The following is a 21,766-nucleotide window of genomic DNA, read 5'->3' as shown; positions in this document are numbered from 1 at the left end:
AAATACTGAAAAAGTCATTAGCAATTCAAATAGTAAAGAGGATTGGTAAGATCTTTGAAATTGAACAGCAGCTGGAGTACGAAACCAAGGAGGAGAAGTTAAAGCAACGGATATTACGCTTAAAACCTGCGGTTGATGAATTCTTTGAATTCCTCAAACAGGTAGTTCACAAGACAAATAATAAGTTGCGGACCCACATTGAAAGTACCTTAAAATTGGAGCAGCGAGTATATCGGATTTTTGAAGATGGTCAAGTGCCATTAAGTAATAACGACATTGAACAATCAATTCGTTTTTCAACAATAATCCGCAAGAATAGTTTATTCGCTCAGTCAGTAGCTGGAGCTAAAGCTTGTGCGGTCTATTATTCCTTAGTTGAAACAGCTAAAGAGAATAACCTAGATGTGGTGGAGTATTTTAGATATCTATTCAAGTATCTCCCTAACCGTATTGATGAGGATCTTACGGCTTATTTGCCTTGGGCAAAACAGGTTCAAGTAGCATGCCATAAATAGCAATAAAGAACGGGCTAAGAAATTGCTTAGTCCGTTCTTTATTTTGTCAATACGTGCAGTTGTTCACCGCTTACCTTTATCTTAAAGTTAACCCAAACTTTAAATTTGGTTTTTCCATGCCTTCTAGAAACTGGTAAAATAAAATTATATCTAACGAAGGGAGGGCGGACCAATCGAGCGGAAGCTACAACATGAATTTCAATTGTTTATGCGGCATTTCCAGATGGCCGAAGTGACGACCTCAGCCGCGGTGTTAGCGTATTACACCCTCTTGTCAATTTTTCCAGCGGTTTTGGTGATTGGAAACCTGTTGCCAATGTTGGGATTAAATGCCAAGACAGTTTTAGCTTACCTCCAAACAGCAGTTCCGCCTTCAATTTATTCATTCCTGCGGCCCTTTATCTATGACTTTCTATCCCGGGGATCAGGGGGGGTCTTAACGACGGGGGCCTTAGTGGCAGTTTGGTCGACTAGTCAGGGGATCGCTGCCTTTCAGCGGAGTGTTAATCGCGCCTATGGGGTAGCCCGTTATCAAAATCCAATTATTAATCGGGTAGTTTCTTTTGTTTGGCTCTTAGTTTTGATTCTCTTCATGTTTGTTTTAACTTTTACCTACGGGATCGGGGAACAAGTCATGCAAGGGCTACAAGGAATTCTCCACTTCAATCCTGAATACATTCACTTCTTTAATCAGGTACGGTGGCCGATCACTTTTGGCGGACTCTTTATTATCCTAACGATTTTGTATTATTTCGTTCCGAATGCCCGGGTACGGTTACGCTTTGTCGCTGTGGGAGCTTTATTAGTTACTTTAGCTTGGATGGGCGTTTCCCGCTTATTCTCCTTGTATAGCGCCTTCTTTTCCCATAACATTACTTCTTATAAAACAATTGGAGCCTTCATTTTGCTGATGATCTGGCTTGATCTTTCTGGAATCTTGGTCATGGTCGGGGCAACGATTAATGCCACCTTACAGGACATTGTGGAAGGAAAAATTGAAGAACGCTTGTATTTTTGGCAAAAGCGCAAGAAAAAGTAGGGAGAAAGCTTTTTTATCGGCTTGAATTTCTGGGTAATAAGAAAACGGTGATGCTGGGAAGAAATTTAGCTTTTCTTTTCAGCTTTTTTCGATTGGAGTGATCAACAGGAACCATGGCACAAATTACAAAAATTGCGGCTCAAAAACGGCCAGGTCGCTATAATATCTATTTAAATGGTAAATATGCTTTTCCAGTGGCGGAGAGCGTCTTGGTGAAGCACCGCTTAATGAAGGGGATGGAACTGACACAGGAAGAAGTTGCTCAGATTACTACCGATGATGCAATTGCCCAAGCCTATGGGAAGGCCTTGGACTTCTTGTCTTACCAGTTGCGGACCGAAGCTGAAGTGACCAAAAAACTGCTGAAAGAAGACGTGCCCCCAGAACGGATTGAACCGGTCTTAAAGCAACTGCGGGCAAACCAGCTTCTTGACGATCAAGCCTATGCGGCTGCTTATGTTCGGACGGTGATGAATACCGAATTAAAGGGGCCAACGGTGATCCGGCGAAAGTTGCGGGCAAAACGAGTCGGCGAACTTCAAATTGATGCTGCTTTGGAGCAATTCACGTCGGAACGACAATTGGAAAATGCTACCAAACTTGCGCAGAAACTCTTCCGGCGCTATGCTAAACAACCCGCCCGACGGCAACAAGAAAAAGTCTATCAGGGTTTAATCACCCAGGGCTATGGTGGCGATATCGCTAAGGAAGCTACTCGCGTGGCGACTCCAGCGGAGCCAACCGTTGATACCACTGATCTGCTTGATCGTGAAGGTGAGAAAATTTGGACCCGTTATGCGCGCCGGACTAGTGGATATGAACTGACAATGAAAGTTAAACAGGCCTTGTTTCGCAAGGGCTTTGATTATGATGAAATCGAGGCTTGGGTTAATCAGCGGAGTGAAGAAGAGTAATCATCTCGAGGAGAAAAAGGTGTTCAAAAATATTATTGTTACTGGGGGAGCTGGCTTTATTGGCTCTAACTTCGTTCACTACGTCGTGAACAACCATCCTGAAGTTCATCTTACGGTTTTAGATAAACTAACTTATGCTGGTAATAAGGCTAACTTAGCGGGCTTGCCAGAAGATCGGGTAAAGCTCGTTGTTGGTGATATTTGTGATAAGGGATTGGTGGATTCCTTGGTGAAGGATGCTGATGCAGTGGTGCACTACGCAGCTGAAAGTCACAATGATAACTCCTTAATTGACCCAACGCCCTTTATTCAAACCAATATTGTGGGGACGTCAGTCTTGATCAACGCTTGTCGAAAGTATAATGTCCGTTTCCACCACATCTCCACGGATGAAGTTTATGGTGATTTACCATTAAGAGAAGACCTACCAGGTCATGGTGAAGGCAAAGGCGAAAAGTTCACCCCCGATTCCCCATACCGGCCAAGTAGCCCATATTCTTCTTCCAAAGCCAGTTCTGATCTTTTAGTACGGGCATGGGTGCGGTCCTTTGGTTTACGGGCGACGATTTCAAATTGTTCGAATAACTACGGCCCATACCAACACATTGAAAAGTTCATTCCCCGGCAAATTACCAATATTTTGAGCGGCATTCGGCCAAAGCTCTATGGAACGGGGAAGAATGTCCGTGACTGGATTCATACCAATGATCACTCCCGGGCCGTATGGACGATCTTAACCAAGGGTAAGATTGGCGAAACTTACCTGATCGGGGCGGACGGTGAAAAGAACAATAAAGAAGTTCTAGAAATGATCCTGGAAATGATGGGGCAACCAAAAGACGCTTATGATCACGTTAAAGATCGGCCAGGTCACGACCTTCGTTATGCTATCGATGCTACTAAGCTCCGGACTGAACTTGGTTGGAAGCCCGAATTCACCGACTTTAAGACTGGTCTAAAGCACACGATTGACTGGTACACTGAACACCGGGACTGGTGGGAAAGTCAAAAGGCTGCGGTTGAAGCAAAGTACGCTAAGCAGGGACAGTAAAATTAACCTCCAATGATTTGTAGCAGATTATGTAAAAAGTGGTCGCTTCATTGAAGCGGCCACTTGAGGAGATAGAATAATTTTGATGGTTAAGGATTAAGCTGCTTGTTTTGCGATGACCACATCTTCAGTTGTCGTTACGTACTTGGCACTAACCGGTACGGCGTACAAGAATTCAACGTCCTTAACGAAGAGCTTAGTCGCCGCAATCTTGTCCATGGCCGCTTGAACTTGTTCTTTTGATAGACCGTCACTGGCGTAATTGAGCTTCAAAGTGTGGGTCTTACCAAGGGAGCCTTTGAAAGTTAAGTTTAATGTCTTCATTTAATTAATTCCTCCAATTATTAATAGAGTTAAAAGTCGTAAAATTGATTAGGCAATCTGCAAGTTGTTTGCGGTAGTTAAAACACCATCAGCGATTTGTTCGCCAGTTAAACTGGCGATCGCTTCGGCAAAGGATTGTACTGCGGTTGGTTCTGGCTTTTCAATCAAGTTGTTGAAATTACGCCGGTAACCGTTAGGGTGCAGTTCGCTTGTGCCGTTGAGTTGAAGTTTGTTTGCCTTAAAAGATGCTTGCATGGTTGTAGTTCCTTTCTGGTTTTGAGAAAATTATTTTCGTAAGTGATGTGCACATGTCTTACACTCTTAATAACAATTTGAATAAGCAAAAAAGGAAATAAAAATTTAAAATTAATATATTTATTTTATGTAGATTGATATGGTAGTTAATTAGTGCTAAACTCATAACGAAAATGGACGCAATCAGCTTGGAAAAGTATAATAAAGACAGTTTATTTTAAAGACGGGGGTTCCCAAATGACAGAACAAGCTTTAGTTAGTATTGTGGTGCCGATTTATAATCGTCACAAGTACTTAGATACTTGTTTAAAAAGTATTTTGAATCAGACCTACCAAAATCTTGAAATTATTCTTGTTGATGATGGTTCAACTGATGATTCATTAAAAATATGTGAACGATATGCAAGTGAAGATTCAAGAATCAAGATTATAAGAAATAACCATGCTGGTGTATCAATGGCAAGAAATTCTGGAATAGAAAACGCTAGCGGAAAATATACCGTTTTTATTGATAGTGATGATACAGTGGCAAAGGAACATTGCGAATATGCGGTAGGCGTTTTAGAGAAGTTCAAGGCTGATATTTGTTGTATGAAACTTATGGACGTTAATGATAAAGCAAAAGAGACAAAAGCTGTTATTTATAATCAAGTGATGGAACTATCTAAAGAACAAGCAATGGAATTGTTAATAAATGATGGCTATCTATGCGATAAAGTATACAAAACTAATCTTTTAAAGAGACATCCGTTTCCAAAAGGTAAAATGTTTGAGGACACATGGACGTTACATTATGTTTTTGATGAGGCAGATAAAATAGTTTATTCTCCGGTTACCACTTATTTTTATGAAGTTCGAAATGATAGTATAATGACAAATATGAGCTCTAAAACAATAGCGGATCAGTTCGAATCGAGCAATGACCGGTATTCATTTTTTAAAAAGAACTATCCTACAGTTGCACCAAAAATGAATGTATATATGTTAATTAGGGCACTTCGTTACTGCACCTATTGTCCAAAAAACTATAATCGGCAGTTGTTTGATCAGGCAAAAACGATCATCAAGACTAGTCCAGTTGATCCCAATACTTTGGATCGTCGGTATCAAATTACGATGAAGCTATTCCGCTTTTCGGAACCTTTGGCTTTACTGATTTTTCGCTTACGGAAATTAACGAATTCTTAGACGTAAAAAAGCGGACGCCCAAAATTGAGCGTCCGCTTAATCATTAAGCTATTCGTTTAACGATGACCACATCTTCAGTTGTCGTTAAGTACTTGGCACTAACCGGTACGGCGTACAAGAATTCACCGTCCTTAAAGAAGAGCTTAGTCGCCGCAATCTTGTCCATGGCCGCTTTTTTGATAGATCGTCACTGGCGTAATTGAGTTTTAAAGTGTGGGTCTTGCCAAGGGAGCCTTTGAAAGTTAAGTTTAATGTTTTCATTTAATTAATTTCTCCAATTACTAATAGAGTCAAAAGTCGTAAAATCGATTAGGCAATCTGCAAGTTGTTTGCGGTAGTTAAAACGCCATCAGCGATTTGTTCGCCGGTTGGCTCTGGTTTTTGAGAAAATCGTTTTGTAAGTGATGTACACATGCTTTACACTTTTTAATAACAATTTGAGAGCAGAAAAAATTAAGTGAAAATGTAAAATTAATTATCTTGTTTAACTAATGCTGATAAAATAGATTTAAACTCTTGAGATTAATTTAATCTCGCTTTTTAAACAACAGTTTTGTTGCGTTAAGGTTAAGGAAAGGTAACTGTTATTAATCAAACCTTTTGTTCTCAGGCCAAAACTGTTATTATAGAATAGATTTTGTTGGTTGAATTTTGTCTTTTCAAAATATATATAAATTAGGAAAAGTTCCAACATTAATTTGAAGCGCTAATTAAAAACTAAAAGATAGAACGTATTAAAAAGAGCGATTAAGCTTTCTTTGCGATATCAGTATAGGAAAAGGATGGCTAAGAATGGTGAATAGCCAAAAAATAGTCAAAAGAAAATCGGCAGGTTACTTGCTTGCAAAACGGATCACGGATGTTATCCTTTCGCTAATTGCCTTAGTAATTTTAAGTCCGGTTTTCCTGGTAATTTACTTAATGGATCAGTTTGGTGATAATAAGGGTCCGCTCTTCTTTAAGCAGACGCGGATTGGATTAAACCATCGACCGTTTAAAATCTATAAGTTTCGGTCCATGGTTGTTGGAGCGGATGAAATTTTACATCAAAATCCGGAGTTATATCAGAAGTACGTTGCAAATAACTATAAGCTTGAACCTGAAGAAGATCCGCGCATCACTAAGTTAGGGCGAATTCTCCGAAAGACATCGCTTGATGAGATACCACAATTTATCAATATTATCAGAGGAGATATGAGTCTAGTGGGCCCACGTCCGATTGTTAAAGATGAACTTAGTTGGTATGAAGATCGAGTTGACAAGTTCTTGTCAGTCAAACCGGGAGCGATGGGTCTTTGGCAAGCGAGTGGCCGAAGTAACATCGGTTACCCCGAACGTTGTGATGTTGAATTAAGTTACGTTGATCATGCTTCTTACTGGTATGATTGGCAGATTCTCTTTAAGAATATCATCAGTATCTTTAAGAGTACTGGTGCTTATTAAGGGTGAAAATTGTGAACATTAAGATTTTAGTGGCAACGCATAAAAACTATGCTATGCCAAAGGATGATTTATATTTACCGGTGTTTGTTGGAAAGAATCTTCATCCAGATATTAACCATACCTTCCAGGGTGATAATACTGGAAAGAATATTTCAGCTAAAAATGCTAACTATAATGAATTAACGGCCATTTACTGGGGATGGCAAAATTTAACTAACCTTGATGCTATGGGCTTAGTTCATTACCGGCGTTACTTTAGTTTAAATGGTAAAAAAGATGTTAACGCTGTTGCAACGCGAGCAGAGATTGAAGGCTTTTTGCAATCCGCTGATGTTTTGGTTCCCAAGCGGCGGAACTACTATATCGAAACCAATGAATCCCATTACTACCATGTTCATGAACATGAGCCATTGGATGTCATGCGGAAAATTATCAAGGATGAATATCCAGAGTACTACCCAGCTTTCCAAAAAGTTTTAAAGCGAACATGGGCCCACATGTTTAACATGTTTGTGATGAAACGTCAACCGTTAGATGAGTACTGTACCTGGATGTTTGAAGTTCTTGGTAAAGTAGAAGCTAAGATTGATATTACGAATTACACTCCTTACGAAAAAAGGGTATTTGGTTTTTTAAGTGAGTTAATGCTTGACACCTGGCTAGAAACGCATTCAGAATATCAAGTGAAAGAAATTAATTACGTGTTCATGGAACCAGTTAATTGGTTAAAAAAAGGTGGTAAGTTCTTAAAACGTAAGATCTTTGGCCATGGTGAGCACTAGAGAGGACTTGCGATGGGGAAGGTAATTGAAAAATGGCATCGGATTGAGGAATTTAAACTAAATGGTGAATTTCTTTACCAGGTCGCTTTTATTCTAATTTTGTCCGTTTCGTTTCTCCAGACGTCAACGTACACGGACTTTTTTGTCCCTAGTACTTTACACCGTTGGTTATTTGTCGGCCTAGGTTTAATTTACTTTAAGATTTTCTTTCTGGATCGACACAGTTTTAAAACGATTTGTGGTAATTTAATCGTTTTAGCCTACTTGTTTATTACGTGGCGATCGTCAAATGATTTTATGATTGTTGTCATGGGTTCCTTAATTTTAGGGATGCGGAATGTTAATTTTCGTCAGATTATTCGCCTTTATCTGGTAGTGGGTACCATTTCGTTAGTAGGAATATTTATTGACGCTGAACTTGGAATCATTCGAAATATCGTTTTTGTTCGTGATACGACCAATGCTGTGCGGCAATCATTTGGAATTATTTATTCAACCGATTTTGCGGCCCATGTTTTGTACTTGGTGTTAGCGCATTGTTATTTAGCTTTTCGACGCCTAAAGTGGTATCACTACTTAAGTTACCTGTTACTTGCGATCTTTGTTTCATTGACTACCGATGCACGGTTAGATGCATTGGCAATCGTTTTAACGATTCCAGTTGCTTGGATTGGTAAGCGCGCAGCTGATGGTCATTTAGGATCACGTCTGGTTGCTGGATTTTATTGGATATTGCCCATTTTAGGGGCTTACTTAACAATTTGGAGTGCTTATTTCTACACGCCGGGTAACCACATACTAGTAAAATTGAATCACCTAATTTCTGGACGATTACTCTATGGAAGAGTAGCTTTTGATCGCTATCCGCTCTCTTTATTTGGTCAAAAAATTCATGAAAATGGGTGGGGCGCAAGCCTCGGCCCAATGACAAAAGACTTGGATCATTATTTTTTCATTGATTCGTCTTATTTACGTTTATTAATAATTTTTGGAATTACTGCTTTACTTGCTACCCTAGTAATTATGACCAAATTGAGCTGGAAATCGATTCAAAGTAACGATTACGCACTTGCAAGTATTATGGTTATTATTATGATCAGTGCGGTTTTAGAACAAAGATTAATTGATATTGCTTATGATCCATTTTTATTAGCTCTATTAGCTAAGCAAAGTAGCTTAAAAATAAAGGAGAAAAATTTTGAAAGAGTACACTGTTAAAGAGTTAAATCGGATGTTTGCCAAGAGTATTGCTTTAATCGTCATACTGGCAGTCCTATTTGGTGGTGTCTTTGGTTTTTTAGCTAAGCAACGTCAACATACTACTTATACAGCGGAACGTGAAATTATGATTTCGCACAATTACCAAGCGGCGGTTACCCAGAATAATGATCAAAATGCTCAAGTGATGGCAGATCAAAATCTGATGCCTACTTATGAGGATTTGGTTCAAAGTAAGTCAGTTGCCCAAAAAACCCACGCTTTACTACCTAAGAAGTTAAAAAAGGCATATTCAACCGACGATATTTATGGCATGATTAATGCTAAGAGCCATCAGCAATCATTAATTATGAATATTAAGATTAAAGGTTCTTCCGCTAAAGATGTTACAGAAATTGCAAATGTGACGGCAGTTGCGGCTCAAAAGGAACTTCCAAAGCTTAAAGCTGGCATTGGGACGGTTACTCCTTTATCAAAAGCAACGGTTGGTGATGCAACTAGCGAAACAACTCTCCATGCCAAAAAATATCTCGTTGCTGGGGTAGCTTTAGGTGGTTTAATCGGAATTATCATTTCCTTTGGTGAAATTGTAATTAAGGACTTTATTCGTAAAAACAGCAAGTAGCAAATAGGCCATACTGAAAAGTGTGGCTTATTATTATATAAAAGGTGAGAAAATGCATAAGGTATTGTTATCAATAGAAGACTTACACACAAATGATGCTGGCCCAAAAGCAAGGACTGATATTGAAAAAATTCTTGGAAAGGAAGACTATGATATATGGGATCTTCCTTTTAACTATGAATCCAAGTTAAAAAAGTTTAAGTATGTGTATTGGAACATTCCCCGTCTTTTTAAAGGTCAGCAAATTGATGAAATTTATTTTCAATTTCCTGCGTATTCAACGGTCTTGATGGACGCTCTGATTAAGTCAATTCGAACTACGACGAATGCAAAATTAATTTTTATTATTCATGATATTGAGTCGTTACGTCGTTTTCAGACAAATGAATATACCAAAAATGAAGCTAAATGGTTAAATGAAGCAGATGGTCTAATTGTCCATAGCCAAGCAATGAAAGACTATTTAATTAGTCATCAAGTCGAAACACCAATGGTAATTTTAGGGGTGTTTGACTATTTAAATCCACAATTATTACAAATTCAGAAACCATATCGTCGATCAATTTGTTTTGCTGGAAATTTGGTAAAATCAACGTTTCTTAAAAAGATTGATTTTAAAGGTAAGATGCAACTAGAAGTGTTTGGCCCAAATCCGTTAGAAGCATTTCCAAGCGATGTCAGTTATAGGGGAGTATATTCACCGGAAGAATTACCCAAGCATTTAGAGACCAATTTTGGCTTAGTTTGGGATGGGAGCCGGACCGATACATGTGATGGTAGTTACGGAGAGTATATGCAGTATAACTGTCCGCATAAGGTATCGTTGTACTTAAGTACTGGCTTACCAATCGTTATTTGGAAAAAAGCAGCAGTTGCGAAATACCTAGTTGATAATGGTCTTGGAATTGCTGTTGATAGTTTGGATGAATTGCCTAGCCGTTTAAGTCAACTTTCACTTGAAGAATACGAACAAATGAAGGCTCGGGTTCAAAAAGTTGCTGAAGGATTAAGGAATGGTAAACAAATTAAGACTGCAATTAAGAAGATTAATGAGTTAATTTAGGAGATAGAAATGCAAGCTGTTTTAGTGATTGCGCATCGTCAACCGGAACAAATAATTGCGCTCGCAAAAGAACTAGTGCCAACATTTAAAGTATTTATCCATTTTGATACGAAGATGACGGTAACCCCTTCTCAGCTTGAAGAACTTGATAAATTAGGGGTTTATCATTTTTCTAAAATCGATGTTCGCTGGGGTGGCTGGAGTATAGGTCAAGTTGCAGTTGAACTTTTTAAGGTAGCGCTAAAGGATCCTTCAATTACTTATCTTCATCTAATTTCTGGACAAGACTGGCCAACCAAGAAGCCAGCAGAAATTGCTCGTTTTTTTGAAAATAGTTCAAAAATCTACCTTTCATACTTCCAAGCGAATAAAGTGTCAAAAACTGGTGAAAAAGTTATTTGGTGGGCTAAGTACTACTATCCTTATGATAAATTAAACAGACGGACAACTTTTGGAAAAATTTATCATCGCTTAAATATCATGGCTCAGATGATCTTAAGAGTTAATAAGCTCAAAAAATTAGGTTACGCTGAAGATCAAATATATTCTGGGGCTAACTGGGCTGATTTGCCAAGAGATGTCGCAGAATTTGTAATTAAAGATTTTGATAGTAATAAACGTTTAAGACAATTATTGAGTACTAGCGCCTTTGCAGATGAGTTCTGGTTACCAACGGTGTTATGTAATATACCGAAGTATTGTCAGCGAATTGATCAAAACATTCACCGCTATATTATTCTTGAAAAACGTCATGGTAGTCGACCTGCAATCCTTGATGAGACAGATTTAAGACCAATTCAAGTAGGTGATTATTTCTGGGCACGCAAGGTTGTGTTTGGAATTTCTGACAAGTTAGTTAAGGGATTAGAAAATTAACAATCCCTAACACTTTGTGAATTCTCTTGTAGTTTTTTCGGCTTTAGCCTATTATTTAGGAATAGATATTTATGTAAAAGAGGAAATATTATGTCTAAGTATGACTATTTAGTGGTTGGTGCCGGTCTCTTCGGGGCCACTTTTGCTTACGAAGCCGCTAAACATGGCAAACGCGTTAAGGTAATTGAAAAGCGGGACCACATCGCAGGTAACATCTATACTAAGGAAGAATATGGAATTCAAGTACACCAATATGGGGCACATATTTTCCATACCTCAAATAAAGAAATTTGGGACTATGTAAATCAATTTGCAGAGTTTAACCGCTATACCAACTCCCCAATTGCCAATTACAAGGGTGAGATTTACAACTTGCCTTTTAATATGAATACTTTTAGCAAGATGTGGGGGGTTAAAACCCCAGCCGAAGCACAAGCGAAGATTGATGAACAACGGCAAGAAATGGCTGGCAAGCAACCAGCTAACCTTGAAGAACAAGCAATTTCTTTGATTGGCCGGGACATCTACGAAAAGTTAGTCAAGGGTTATACTGAAAAACAATGGGGCCAAAAGGCCACCGACTTACCAGCTTTTATTATTCGACGGTTACCAGTTCGATTGACTTATGATAACAACTATTTCAACGATCTCTACCAAGGGATCCCGGTTGGGGGGTATACCCAAATCGTTGAAAAGATGCTTGCTAGTGATCTGATTGACGTTGAGACCGGCGTGGATTACTTTGGTCACCAGGCAGAATACGAGGCTGAATTTCCAAAGATTGTCTTTACTGGGATGATTGATCAATACTTTGGTTACCAATTGGGTGAACTCCAATACCGGAGCTTACGTTTCGAAACTGAAGTTTTAGATGAAGATAACCATCAAGGGAATGCCGTCGTTAACTATACGGATGCGGAAACCCCATACACCCGGATCATTGAACACAAGCATTTTGAGTTTGGTAAGGGTGACCAAGGGAAAACCGTAATTACTAAAGAATATCCGGCTGATTGGCAGCGGGGGGACGAACCTTATTACCCAGTTAACAACGCGACTAACAATAGTCTATACAAACAATATGCTAAGTTAGCCACTGAAACCAAACCAAATGTAATTTTTGGTGGTCGTCTCGGACAATATCGTTACTACGATATGGATCAAGTCTTGCATGCGGCCTTAGTAACGGTGGCAAAGGAGTTTGGAAAGTAAGATGCAAGTAATTAAAAATTATTTGTATAATGCTGGCTATCAGATTCTTTTGATGTTTGCGCCCTTAATCACTACTCCGTATATTTCCAGGGTATTGGGCCCCCACGCATCCGGGATTAATAGCTATACAAATGGTTGGGTGACCTTTTTTTGCCTGATCGGTCAAATGGGGATTACGCTTTACGGAAACCGGGAAGTGGCCTATCACCGTGATGATAAACGAGAACGATCACGAATTTTCTGGGGTGTTGAAGCCCTCCAGCTTGGGACAATTATCCTTTCGATGCTTGCTTATTTGGTAATCATCTTTATCTTTAGTACCACTTTCAGAACTTTCTACCTTCTGCAAACTTTTTGGATTATTGCTGCCGGGTTAGATGTTTCTTGGTACTTTATGGGGATGGAAGATTTCAAGAAAACGGTTGTCCGGAACACCATCGTTAAGCTAGCAACGATTTGTTTAATTTTTGTAGTTGTCAAACAAGAATCAGACTTATGGAAATACATTTTGTTGCTTGGTTTAGCTCAAGTTGGCGGAAATATTACCCTTTGGCCTTACTTAAGGAATTCAATTCAATGGGTAAGTCCTCGTTTTTGGAAACCATTCCAACACTTTTATCCCGCTTTAATTCTTTTTATCCCAACAATTACGACCCAAATTTACTTGGTGGTTAACAAATTAATGTTGGGTCGGTTGGGAGCTCAAGACGCCTTAGGGCAATTTGACTATGCTGATAAAATCGTTAAGTTAGTTTTAGCGATTGTGACGGCAACCGGAACCGTGATGCTTCCGCATGTGGCTAATAAGTTTGCCAAAGGGGATGTTAAAGGGGTCCGGCAAAGCCTTTATAACTCATTTGAGTTTGTGACTGCATTAGCAGTCCCAATGATGTTTGGCTTAATGGCAATTTCCAAGAAGTTTGCCCCTTGGTTTTTAGGTGGTAAGTACGTCCCAACCGGCGAAATTATGTTTATTGAAGCGCCGGTGATTCTCTTTATTGCCTGGAGTAACGTGATTGGAACCCAGTACTTGATGCCAGTTAAGCGGGTAAATGAGTTTACGGCATCAGTAACTGTTGGGGCGATCTCAAATATTATATTGAACTTTATTTTAATTCCGCATTATGTTTCAAATGGGGCCGCTTTAGCTACTGTTTGTGCTGAGTTTTTAGTGGCGGCAGTTCAACTGTACTGCGTTCGGACGACAATTCGGCGACGCATATTATTCAAGAACCTTTGGCGTTATTTACTGCCGGGATTCATTATGTTTTGGATCGTTTATCATATAAACGCGATGATGACAATGAACATTATTAACCTGGTCTTTCAGGGGGCCATTGGAGTCATTATCTACGTAGTTGGGGTTATTATTCTAAGAGCCCCAATTGTTAAGCAATCACAGGAAATTTTAAGAAAATAGTCGTTAACGTTCTTTATTTTTTTGGATGATGGTTAAAAGCCGTTGTTATGTAAAGAATGTTTTTACTTTACGTGATCGCTTATCATAATGTGATATGTATTAAGGACACAACAAAACCATATTATTATTGGCATTTGTTGTGTCCTTTAATTTATACTCGCTTAATTATTATCTGATTCGCAATTCTTTGAATTTTTTTCCAACGATAATTAGCAGCTCGGGGAGTTATTCCTAATATGTTTGCAATTTCCCGATTTGTTAATTCCGGGTCTTTAATGAGTAAATCAAGATATGCTTTTTGCTTAGATTCACAGGTCTGATAAAGCCGCTGAAGCAATCTTTTGGAATCGGTCCGGCTTTCAAAATCAAGATCATATTGTAAAGCAGGATGGTTAATTTCTTCAATTGGGGTGGGACCGTCAAAAATTAATCCTTGGTGTTGGTGTAAGCGTTCTTCGCGGTTAAAAAAATTAGTTATTTGCCAGCGTAAACGTTGGTAAATGAAAGCGAAGCGGTTGATTTTAGGTTGAAATAATTGGTCATAATCAATCGACGCTTGGGCAACAGTTAACCGACATTCTTGGATTAAGTCATCGCGATGGGGATGACCTGGTAAAACATTTGCATGTTTTAGGACGCCAAAGATTGCTCCTTCGAGTTGTTTATCTGTAAAAGTGGCGGCTAAATAACGATTATATTCACTGTTCAATTGACTGATTTTTTTCATTAAATTTCTCCGTTGTTATTTGTATTTATCCCGGCCGGAGACAATTTATGAGTTTAAGTGAGTTAGAAAAAATATGAAAATTTCAAACAAATTGATTTTCCAGCTAAAGTCATGGAAATGTTGTCATCTTGAAGTTAATAACGATTATGTTTAACAATAATCACTGTAGTTTGTTCGAATTTTCTTGAAGTTTAGCATTTGCAATTTTAAAACGCTTATATTGGTTAGCTTATTACAATTGTATAATTAATTAACAATAGGTCTATTTTGCGGCAAATTTTTAAATCTATATTGATAATCAATTAAAGATATGATTAAATATTTCCATTAATTTTTTTCAAAAGAGGTGAAAGAGTAATGTTATTTAATTTAAATGGAATCCGAAAACAAAGTTGGAAAGAAACGGCGTATGAACCAATTTGTTGGGAAAACGTTCTTTTTTAGCACACTATGCAACTGGCAAGACTTTTGTGATGAAAGCCAATGGAGCGCGCATTGTTTACGCAAAATCTGTCCGTGAGGTAATTAATGAGTTCGCTACCAAGCATCACATCCATCAGCTAATGACCGATGTTTTTTACTCTGGAACTAGTAACCAAGTTTCAAAAGCATTAGTTCGAGGTAAATATGCTTTAGTTCCAAGTGGTGGGTTAAAGAATGAAAATACCATCTTCTATATGAGTCATTTAGTTATCGATACTCACTACGATCCCCAAGTTGGCATGATCTTGTGCTTTAAGGATCAGACTGGGGATGGCTTAATTAAGTTAGTAGTTGAAGTTAGTAAGGCAACTTTTCTCCGGCACTTAGATACAGCAGTCGAAGTTGGTAAAACACAACTTGAATTCAAGGATAACTGCCTTAAACTCTTTGGCAGTACTTCTATTTGGGAGGCGGAAACTTCGGCAGAACGTACTAAGCTAGAACGTTTAGAAAAAATTCGTATAAAAACGATCCTGCTCCAATTCAGCGAACGTGTCTATGGAGAGGTTGATCTTAAAGAATGTGAAGAGTTTGTGGAACGCTATCTCTTTAAGCCATATCGGATTTAATTTAAATAATTTTACGGATCATTAACCCAACCTCCAAAGTTTATGTTACAATATAGTTACAGATAGGTAATAAATGTTACATAAACTTTAACGGCATAAGAGAAAATTCGTTAAAGTCGGTTAGGAGGATGATGATCATGCGGAAGAACTTAAAGGTTATGCTAGGAACTGTTGCTATTACGACATTATTAGCGGGATGTGGGCAAGCGACTACCTCTAAAAAGGCAGCTAACTCATCATCCACACCAAAAGTAAGCAAGACGACCGGTCAAAAACAAAGTCGTCATCAAAGTAGTCAAACCAAAGAGAATGTTACAACCGTTACTGATGGTAGTTTATTGAAGTCAGCAGCGAGTGTTGCCCCAGCAAGCTATAACGTTGCTACTAAGACGTTAACGACGAATCGGTTGGTTGCTAACACTACAAGTTCTAATCCAATTCAAAAATCGAATCTCGTAGTTACAGCTACTTCGCAAACCGCTAAGGCTACTCAAGCAAGCAAGTCAAATCAGACGGTTGTAGCTCCGGAAAAGACTGATCCGCAGGTAACTTTGGCCACTGACCAACTTAGCCAAAATCAAAAGTTTGGGCTTTATGTTTGGTACACCAGTAAGGAAATTACAAACGAAGCCTTGCCAACTACGGAACGGCCAATTTCCGTTACGGCAATGAATGAAAGTAGCGTGTTGGCACCATTGCCAAATGGTACTAACAACACTTACTACCAAGTTTACGGTAGCACTGCTGATAATGGCGAATGGGTAAATTACTACGCTCAAGGTAAAGATGTGGCTGGGGTTGATCCATCAGTCTATGTTTATCACCAAAATCAATGGCAACAATACCAAGTAGGTAACATGGTTCAAACAGCTAATCAACAAAATGCTGGTAATTATGTCAACCAACTTGCCAATAATGTCCAAATGCACGATGAACGTTAATTCCACGTTCTGTGGCCCGTTAAACCGCAAAAAAGCGGTTTAACGGGCTTTTTGTTATTAAAATTGAAAAAATTATGAATGGTTTTCAACTAAAACTTTACTCTCATGTAACAATCATGTTTCATCTTAAGAAGATCGTTGATTGAAAAAGAGATGAATGATAAAATTTACAAGGAACATTGAGAAAATTATTTTTTTGAACAAACTTAAACAATTTTAGAGATTTATTACGTAAGGAGTACGACATGGGTAAACCGAGTCAGGATATGAAACGTCACTTTAAGATGTACAAGAAGGGTAAGCTCTGGTTAGTTGCCGGAATCACGGCAGCTAGCCTTTTTGCAGGAGTACACGGTGCTAAGGCCGATACGACTGCAACTGCTAACCAAGCTAACAAGGTTACAACCACGACCGGAAACGCCAACAGTAGCGATGATTCAACCGTCATTAGTACCGCTGTGCAAAGTGCAAGTACTAATGCGCCAGTTGCTAGTCAAGCTACGGTATCAAGTTCAGCTAGTCAAAGCCATTCAACGGCAACTTCAAGTGCCCAAGTTACTTTGCAGGTAGCTTCTCAAGCAACTAATGCTTCTTCAGCTTCCGCAAGTCAAGTGAAGGTCAATGCAGCGGTAGCTACGACATCATCAGCTACTACTACACCTTCAAGTGCTACTCAAAGTAGTCAAAGTGCTAGTGCGGAATCAGCCGCTGTCCAAACTAAGGAAGTTTACAGTGGTGGTCACTGGTATCTTCAAAATGTAACTACCCATCAAAACCTTAGTGGTTGGCAAAGCCTTTCCGCTAACCGTTTGGCATACTACAGCGCCACAAACAACCAAATGCAATACGGTGAACAATTAATTGATGGAAAATGGTATTACCTCAATACTATTGATGGTGATGTCGTTACTGGTTGGAAGAAGTTAAATGATGGCCGTGAAGTCTACTATGACGTTAAGAAAGGAACAAACTCTGTTTCTGGTCAAGGAATGCTTCATGGGATGCAAAAGACTCAAAATGGTACTTACTACTATTTCAATAATGAAACTGGTGCTGAAGAAACCGGATTCAAGAAGGTTAATGGTAAGACTTATTACTTTGCCCCTAGTATGGTAAAGGGTGAAAGGTATATTAATGGTCATTTTTATGACTTTAATAATGAGACTGGTGTAATGGCAACTTCCTTCACTAAGCTTCCTGATGGTCGGACCGTTTATTACAATAACCAAGGTCAAATGCAGTATGGAGAACATTATATCAATGGTTACTGGTACAATTTTGATAAGAGTACTGGTAAGATGGCAACTTCCTTTACAAAGTTAGCTGACGGACGGGTAGTTTATTATAATGCACAAGGGCAAATGCAACATGGGATTGTCCAAGTTGAAAATAATACTTACTATTTTGACCATATTACTGGTGCTGAAAAAACTAATTTGGTTGCTTACAACTCTAGTACAGGTAAGTTACAATACTTTGGCACAGACGGTGCTTTAGTTAAGAATGGTAAGGTTGGTTCCGTAACAACTGATGCAAATGGTTATCTAAACCTTGCTGATGGTGAAAATTATATTGCTGGTAATTGGTACTTTACAAAGGATGGTAAGGTTGTAACTGGCTTCCAAACAATTTCAGCTAACCGGACCGTTTACTATGATCCATCAACTGCTGCGATGGTTCATGGCGAAGCATACATTGATGGTCACTTCCGTTTCTTTAACCAAAGTACTGGTGCAATGGCAACTGGTTTCACTAAGTTGTCGGATGGACGGACCGTATACTACAATACCAAGGGTGAAATGCAATACGGTGAACATTACATTGATGGTCACTTCCGTTTCTTTAACCGGAGTACTGGTGCAATGGCAACTTCATTCACAAAATTACCTGATGGACGGACCGTATACTACAACACCAAAGGTGAAATGCAATACGGTTGGCAAACGATCAACAATAATACGTATTACTTCGATATGTCAACTGGGGCAATGTATACTGGTACCCACAAGATCGATGGCAAGACCTACACCTTTGATAACAATGGGGTTGAAGAAGCTTGGGGTTGGCCATTCCCGGCTGACGGGCAAGGAAGCTTTACTGGCGCCCAACTCTTTGGGGTAAACGCTGGTGGTGAATTCCGTCTTAACGGTTTCCACGATGGGCTTGACTTTGGTTCTATTGACCACCCTGGTACGACGGTTCATGCAATTCATGCTGGGACGGTTACTGGTGTTGGTTACATTGCTGGGCTTGACTGGTACGTAACGGTTGATACTGGTGAATACATGGTTGTTTACCAAGAAGCCTTCAGTTCTCGTTCCCAAATTGCCGTTAAGGTAGGACAAACGGTTGGCCTTGGTGACACGATTGGTTACCGGAATACTTCTCACTTACACGTTGGGATTACTAGGCAAAAGAACTTAAGTGTTGCGTTAGCAAGCTCCTTCTTGAATAATGGTACTTGGTTAAACCCATTAACGATTATCAAGAATAACGGTTAATAAGCTAAAATAATATATCGTTAAGAATACCGGCTTAGGGTCGGTATTCTTTTAGTAAGGAAATAAATTTGAAGAAAGGTTAGAGTTTTGAAGAACAAAAGTAAATTAATTCAAGAATACCAAGTGAATTTTGCGAAAAATGTTAAAAAGGCCGTTACGATCTCGGGACTAGTTTTAACGACTGCAAGTATTTTAATCTTTAGTCAACCTGGTCAAGTCAGGGCAGATACTCAGGAAAATGCCCAAGTTACTAATTCATCGATTAGTAATTCTAATGCGGCGTCAGCTAGTGCATCAGAAAATAGTCAAAGTGCTACTACGGAACAAGCAAATTCAAGTGCTAATAGCCAAAGTACTTCAGCAAGGACTTTGAAGGCCAGTTTAGCAAGTGCAACGACTGTAAATAGTAGTGCACCTGCTGAAAGTAAAGTGGCAAGTGCATCTGCTTCAACTTCAAGTAGTGAAGTTGTGTCCAATGCGATTGGCACCACGAGTAGTCCAGCGGTAAAAACTTACACGGGCGGTTCTTCAACTGGAAGTGTTACTTTAAAGAGTAATTATAGTACTAGTGCTGATGCAATTGACGTATCATCTTACCAAGGGGCAATGAGTACGGCAACCTATACTAACCTTAAAAATCAAGGGGTTAAGTATGTAATTGTTAAGTTAACTCAAGGGACGACTTATACTAATCCATACGCGGCAACTCAAATTAACAATGCTAAAGCTGCTGGTTTAAAAGTTTATGCTTACGATTACTTTGTTTCCACGTCCACTTCAGCAGCTCAAGCTGAAGCTCGATACTTTGCAAATCAAGCAAAAAGCTTAGGCCTGGATACGGATACCTTAATGATTGCGGATGTGGAAGATGATGCCGTAAAGCTTAGCAACGTTAATAGTCTCTTGGCTGCCTACTGGTCGACTCTAAGTTCTTTAGGCTTTACTAACCACGCTATTTATACCGGTTATTACTTTGATAAGCAATATAATGTCAGTTCAACGGTTGGTAAGAGTCGGACGTGGATTGCGGCATACTACTACTCCTATTGGAAGAGTACGATGCTTGGTTCTGGATATGGTGCATGGCAGTACACTGACCAATACAATAATTCTTACGATGGTTCCATTGATATGGGGCTCTTCTCTTCTAACCTTAGTAAGAGCGGAGAAGCCTATGAAAACGGTCATTGGTACCTATACGATAATGGGGTCAAGCAGACTGGCTTTATGAAGTTATCTGATGGTCGGGTAGTCTACTACAACGCAGCTGGTCAAATGCAGTATGGTGACCAAACGATTAATGGGTATCACTACTACTTTAATACTTCAACTGGGGCTCGGGAAACTGGCCAAATTACAGTTAATGGGGCAAATTACTACTATGATCCAACAACTGGTCAACGTCAGACAGGGTTAGTGTACAATACCGCAATTAAGACGCTTCAATACTATGATCCAACGACTGGAAAACTTTTGACTTCAAGTAATGGAACTTATGTTGGTAGTGTTCATATTCAAGCGAATGGAACGGTTGATACCTCAACATTAGTAAATGGGTTGAATACGATTAATGGCAACATGTACTACTACAATAGTGCTAGTCGAGATTTGACCTCAGGCTGGAAAACCGTAAATGGCAAGACATATTACTTTGATCCAATTACAAAGCAAGCAATTCATGGCCAAATGTACTTAAATGGCTATTGGTACGGCTTTGGTAATGACGGTGTAATGCAAACTGGTTTTACAAAAATTAGCGATGGTCGGACTGTTTACTACAACGCACAAGGTCACATGGTTTATGGTTGGCAAACGATTAATGGACATAAGTACTACTTTGATACCTCAGCTGGGACAATGTATACAGGTGAACGTTACGTAAGTGGTCATTTCCGTTACTTTGGGACTGATGGGGTAATGCGGACGGGTTTTACGAAGTTACCCGATGGTCGGTTAGTTTACTATAATAGTAAAGGTGAAATGCTTTATGGTGAAAATTTTCTTAATGGCAAATGGTATTTCTTTAATAAGAGTACCGGAAAACTTGAAATTGGCTGGGTTACTTTACCAGACGGCCGATTAGTGTACTATGATCTTAATTCTGATGGCTCGGGTTCTGGAATGTTGCATGGAGTCCATGTAATTAATGCAACAATTTATGCTTTTGATAATATCACTGGTAAATTACTCAAAAAGGTGACTATGAAGAATGGTGAAAACTACTTTGACGGTGGTTGGTATCTTTATGACGCTACTACCAAGCAACTTAAGAATGGTTGGCAAATAGTAAGTGATAATCGTAAGGTATACTATGACGTGCAAACAAACATCATGAAACATGGTGAAGCCTATATCGATGGTGCTTGGTACTACTTTGATCCAGTGGATGGTCATATGCATACTGGTTGGGTTAAATTATCTGATGGTCGTCAAGTTTACTATGATAATCAAGGTAAGATGGTTCATGGAACCCTAACTTTAGATAATAAAACCTATCATCTTAACAACATCACTGGTGCTTTAATGAATTAGTAACAAAGATCTGTCAAGGGCGGTTTAAAATTGTCGGTTTATGGCGGTTTAAAAACGTATGATTTGGGCGGCTTAAGAATTGACTGAT

The 21,766-nt window shown here is 39.1% G+C and carries 20 protein-coding genes and 2 pseudogenes; 18 read left to right on the top strand and 4 right to left on the bottom strand.

What is annotated here, in order from left to right:
- The 4 genes from H5993_RS07010 to rfbB form a co-directional block, all read left to right on the top strand.
- The coding region (locus H5993_RS07010; protein WP_204776790.1) for an IS66 family transposase at positions 1–515 on the top strand (515 nt) is incomplete at its 5' end.
- A 208-nt stretch (positions 516–723) separates the two neighbouring features.
- Positions 724–1,554 (top strand): YihY/virulence factor BrkB family protein, encoded by an 831-nt coding sequence (locus H5993_RS07005; protein WP_204776791.1) that lies wholly within the window; start codon positions 724–726, stop codon positions 1,552–1,554.
- Positions 1,555–1,667: 113 nt separating this feature from the next.
- The gene (gene recX / locus H5993_RS07000; protein WP_204776789.1) at positions 1,668–2,468 is read left to right on the top strand and encodes a recombination regulator RecX; all 801 of its coding nucleotides are present in this window, start codon (positions 1,668–1,670) and stop codon (positions 2,466–2,468) included.
- 19 nt (positions 2,469–2,487) lie between these two features.
- Positions 2,488–3,519 carry a dTDP-glucose 4,6-dehydratase gene (rfbB, locus tag H5993_RS06995; RefSeq protein WP_204776788.1) on the top strand — a complete coding sequence of 344 codons (1,032 nt, stop codon included), beginning with the start codon at positions 2,488–2,490 and terminating at the stop codon, positions 3,517–3,519.
- A 96-nt stretch (positions 3,520–3,615) separates the two neighbouring features.
- Here rfbB and H5993_RS06990 read toward each other — a convergent pair whose 3' ends face one another.
- Complete coding sequence (locus tag H5993_RS06990; protein ID WP_204776787.1) at positions 3,616–3,843, bottom strand: DUF2922 domain-containing protein; 228 nt, start codon at positions 3,841–3,843, stop codon at positions 3,616–3,618.
- A gap of 48 nt (positions 3,844–3,891) precedes the next feature.
- Positions 3,892–4,098: a DUF1659 domain-containing protein gene (locus tag H5993_RS06985; RefSeq protein ID WP_180871529.1), complete on the bottom strand. Its 207-nt coding sequence runs from the start codon at positions 4,096–4,098 to the stop codon at positions 3,892–3,894.
- A gap of 237 nt (positions 4,099–4,335) precedes the next feature.
- Here H5993_RS06985 and H5993_RS06980 point away from each other — a divergent pair, with 237 nt between their 5' ends.
- Positions 4,336–5,286, top strand: coding sequence for a glycosyltransferase family 2 protein (locus H5993_RS06980; RefSeq protein ID WP_204776786.1), 951 nt, complete (start codon positions 4,336–4,338; stop codon positions 5,284–5,286).
- A 43-nt stretch (positions 5,287–5,329) separates the two neighbouring features.
- On the opposite strand, the pseudogene H5993_RS06975 reads toward H5993_RS06980, so the two are convergent.
- Positions 5,330–5,547, bottom strand: a pseudogene (locus H5993_RS06975) (DUF2922 domain-containing protein).
- Positions 5,548–6,078: 531 nt separating this feature from the next.
- Here H5993_RS06975 and H5993_RS06970 point away from each other — a divergent pair.
- From H5993_RS06970 to H5993_RS06935, 8 genes are all read left to right on the top strand, one after another.
- Complete coding sequence (locus tag H5993_RS06970; protein ID WP_204776785.1) at positions 6,079–6,729, top strand: sugar transferase; 651 nt, start codon at positions 6,079–6,081, stop codon at positions 6,727–6,729.
- Between the two features lie 11 nt (positions 6,730–6,740).
- Entirely contained in the window at positions 6,741–7,511 is a 771-nt protein-coding gene (locus H5993_RS06965; protein ID WP_204776784.1) for a DUF4422 domain-containing protein, read from the top strand.
- Positions 7,512–7,523: 12 nt separating this feature from the next.
- A complete protein-coding gene (locus H5993_RS06960; RefSeq protein ID WP_204776783.1) occupies positions 7,524–8,729 on the top strand; it encodes a hypothetical protein in 1,206 nt (401 codons plus the stop codon).
- Entirely contained in the window at positions 8,710–9,354 is a 645-nt protein-coding gene (locus H5993_RS06955) for a YveK family protein (RefSeq protein WP_204776782.1), read from the top strand. The genes H5993_RS06960 and H5993_RS06955 overlap by 20 nt, the downstream gene beginning before the upstream one ends.
- Before the next feature lie 22 nt (positions 9,355–9,376).
- On the top strand, positions 9,377–10,417 hold the full coding sequence (locus H5993_RS06950) for a glycosyltransferase (protein ID WP_204776781.1): 1,041 nt from the start codon (positions 9,377–9,379) through the stop codon (positions 10,415–10,417).
- A gap of 9 nt (positions 10,418–10,426) precedes the next feature.
- Positions 10,427–11,293, top strand: a complete 867-nt coding sequence (locus H5993_RS06945) for a beta-1,6-N-acetylglucosaminyltransferase (RefSeq protein ID WP_204776780.1) — start codon at positions 10,427–10,429, stop codon at positions 11,291–11,293.
- Between the two features lie 90 nt (positions 11,294–11,383).
- Complete coding sequence (glf, locus tag H5993_RS06940; protein WP_204776779.1) at positions 11,384–12,505, top strand: UDP-galactopyranose mutase; 1,122 nt, start codon at positions 11,384–11,386, stop codon at positions 12,503–12,505.
- A gap of 1 nt (position 12,506) precedes the next feature.
- Positions 12,507–13,925: a flippase gene (locus H5993_RS06935; RefSeq protein WP_204776778.1), complete on the top strand. Its 1,419-nt coding sequence runs from the start codon at positions 12,507–12,509 to the stop codon at positions 13,923–13,925.
- A 151-nt stretch (positions 13,926–14,076) separates the two neighbouring features.
- Here the strand turns inward: H5993_RS06935 and H5993_RS06930 are convergent, their stop codons facing one another.
- A complete protein-coding gene (locus H5993_RS06930) occupies positions 14,077–14,652 on the bottom strand; it encodes a winged helix-turn-helix transcriptional regulator (protein ID WP_204776777.1) in 576 nt (191 codons plus the stop codon).
- A gap of 422 nt (positions 14,653–15,074) precedes the next feature.
- On the opposite strand from H5993_RS06930, the gene H5993_RS06925 reads away from it, so the two are divergent.
- The 5 genes and pseudogenes from H5993_RS06925 (at position 15,075) to H5993_RS06910 (ending at position 21,678) form a co-directional block, all read left to right on the top strand.
- Positions 15,075–15,704, top strand: a complete 630-nt coding sequence (locus H5993_RS06925) for a hypothetical protein (protein ID WP_204776776.1) — start codon at positions 15,075–15,077, stop codon at positions 15,702–15,704.
- A 137-nt stretch (positions 15,705–15,841) separates the two neighbouring features.
- Complete coding sequence (locus H5993_RS06920; protein WP_204776775.1) at positions 15,842–16,645, top strand: hypothetical protein; 804 nt, start codon at positions 15,842–15,844, stop codon at positions 16,643–16,645.
- A 245-nt stretch (positions 16,646–16,890) separates the two neighbouring features.
- A pseudogene (locus H5993_RS09725) lies at positions 16,891–17,943 on the top strand (N-acetylmuramoyl-L-alanine amidase family protein); the annotation flags it as partial.
- Positions 17,944–19,146 carry an N-acetylmuramoyl-L-alanine amidase family protein gene (locus tag H5993_RS09720; protein ID WP_428980933.1) on the top strand — a complete coding sequence of 401 codons (1,203 nt, stop codon included), beginning with the start codon at positions 17,944–17,946 and terminating at the stop codon, positions 19,144–19,146. It abuts the pseudogene before it with no gap.
- Positions 19,147–19,233: 87 nt separating this feature from the next.
- A complete protein-coding gene (locus tag H5993_RS06910) occupies positions 19,234–21,678 on the top strand; it encodes a GH25 family lysozyme (RefSeq protein ID WP_204776773.1) in 2,445 nt (814 codons plus the stop codon).
- Positions 21,679–21,766 lie beyond the last annotated feature (88 nt).

This window comes from Limosilactobacillus alvi, from assembly GCF_016900115.1.
Lineage (GTDB): Bacteria > Bacillota > Bacilli > Lactobacillales > Lactobacillaceae > Limosilactobacillus > Limosilactobacillus alvi.
Note: the sequence above shows the minus strand (reverse complement) of the source record. Positions and strands in the feature narration are given on the sequence as shown.

Excerpts from the sequence above, each read along its gene's own strand:
- H5993_RS06980 (WP_204776786.1), top strand. The coding sequence starts at position 4,336 with ATGACAGAACAAGCTTTAGTTAGTATTGTGGTGCCGATTTATAATCGT.
- H5993_RS06930 (WP_204776777.1), bottom strand. The coding sequence starts at position 14,652 with ATGAAAAAAATCAGTCAATTGAACAGTGAATATAATCGTTATTTAGCC.
- H5993_RS06945 (WP_204776780.1), top strand. The coding sequence starts at position 10,427 with ATGCAAGCTGTTTTAGTGATTGCGCATCGTCAACCGGAACAAATAATT.
- H5993_RS06990 (WP_204776787.1), bottom strand. The coding sequence starts at position 3,843 with ATGAAGACATTAAACTTAACTTTCAAAGGCTCCCTTGGTAAGACCCAC.
- recX (WP_204776789.1), top strand. The coding sequence starts at position 1,668 with ATGGCACAAATTACAAAAATTGCGGCTCAAAAACGGCCAGGTCGCTAT.
- H5993_RS06970 (WP_204776785.1), top strand. The coding sequence starts at position 6,079 with ATGGTGAATAGCCAAAAAATAGTCAAAAGAAAATCGGCAGGTTACTTG.
- H5993_RS06985 (WP_180871529.1), bottom strand. The coding sequence starts at position 4,098 with ATGCAAGCATCTTTTAAGGCAAACAAACTTCAACTCAACGGCACAAGC.
- H5993_RS06960 (WP_204776783.1), top strand. The coding sequence starts at position 7,524 with ATGGGGAAGGTAATTGAAAAATGGCATCGGATTGAGGAATTTAAACTA.
- H5993_RS06935 (WP_204776778.1), top strand. The coding sequence starts at position 12,507 with ATGCAAGTAATTAAAAATTATTTGTATAATGCTGGCTATCAGATTCTT.
- H5993_RS07005 (WP_204776791.1), top strand. The coding sequence starts at position 724 with ATGCGGCATTTCCAGATGGCCGAAGTGACGACCTCAGCCGCGGTGTTA.
- H5993_RS06920 (WP_204776775.1), top strand. The coding sequence starts at position 15,842 with ATGCGGAAGAACTTAAAGGTTATGCTAGGAACTGTTGCTATTACGACA.
- H5993_RS09720 (WP_428980933.1), top strand. The coding sequence starts at position 17,944 with ATGGCAACTTCCTTTACAAAGTTAGCTGACGGACGGGTAGTTTATTAT.
- glf (WP_204776779.1), top strand. The coding sequence starts at position 11,384 with ATGTCTAAGTATGACTATTTAGTGGTTGGTGCCGGTCTCTTCGGGGCC.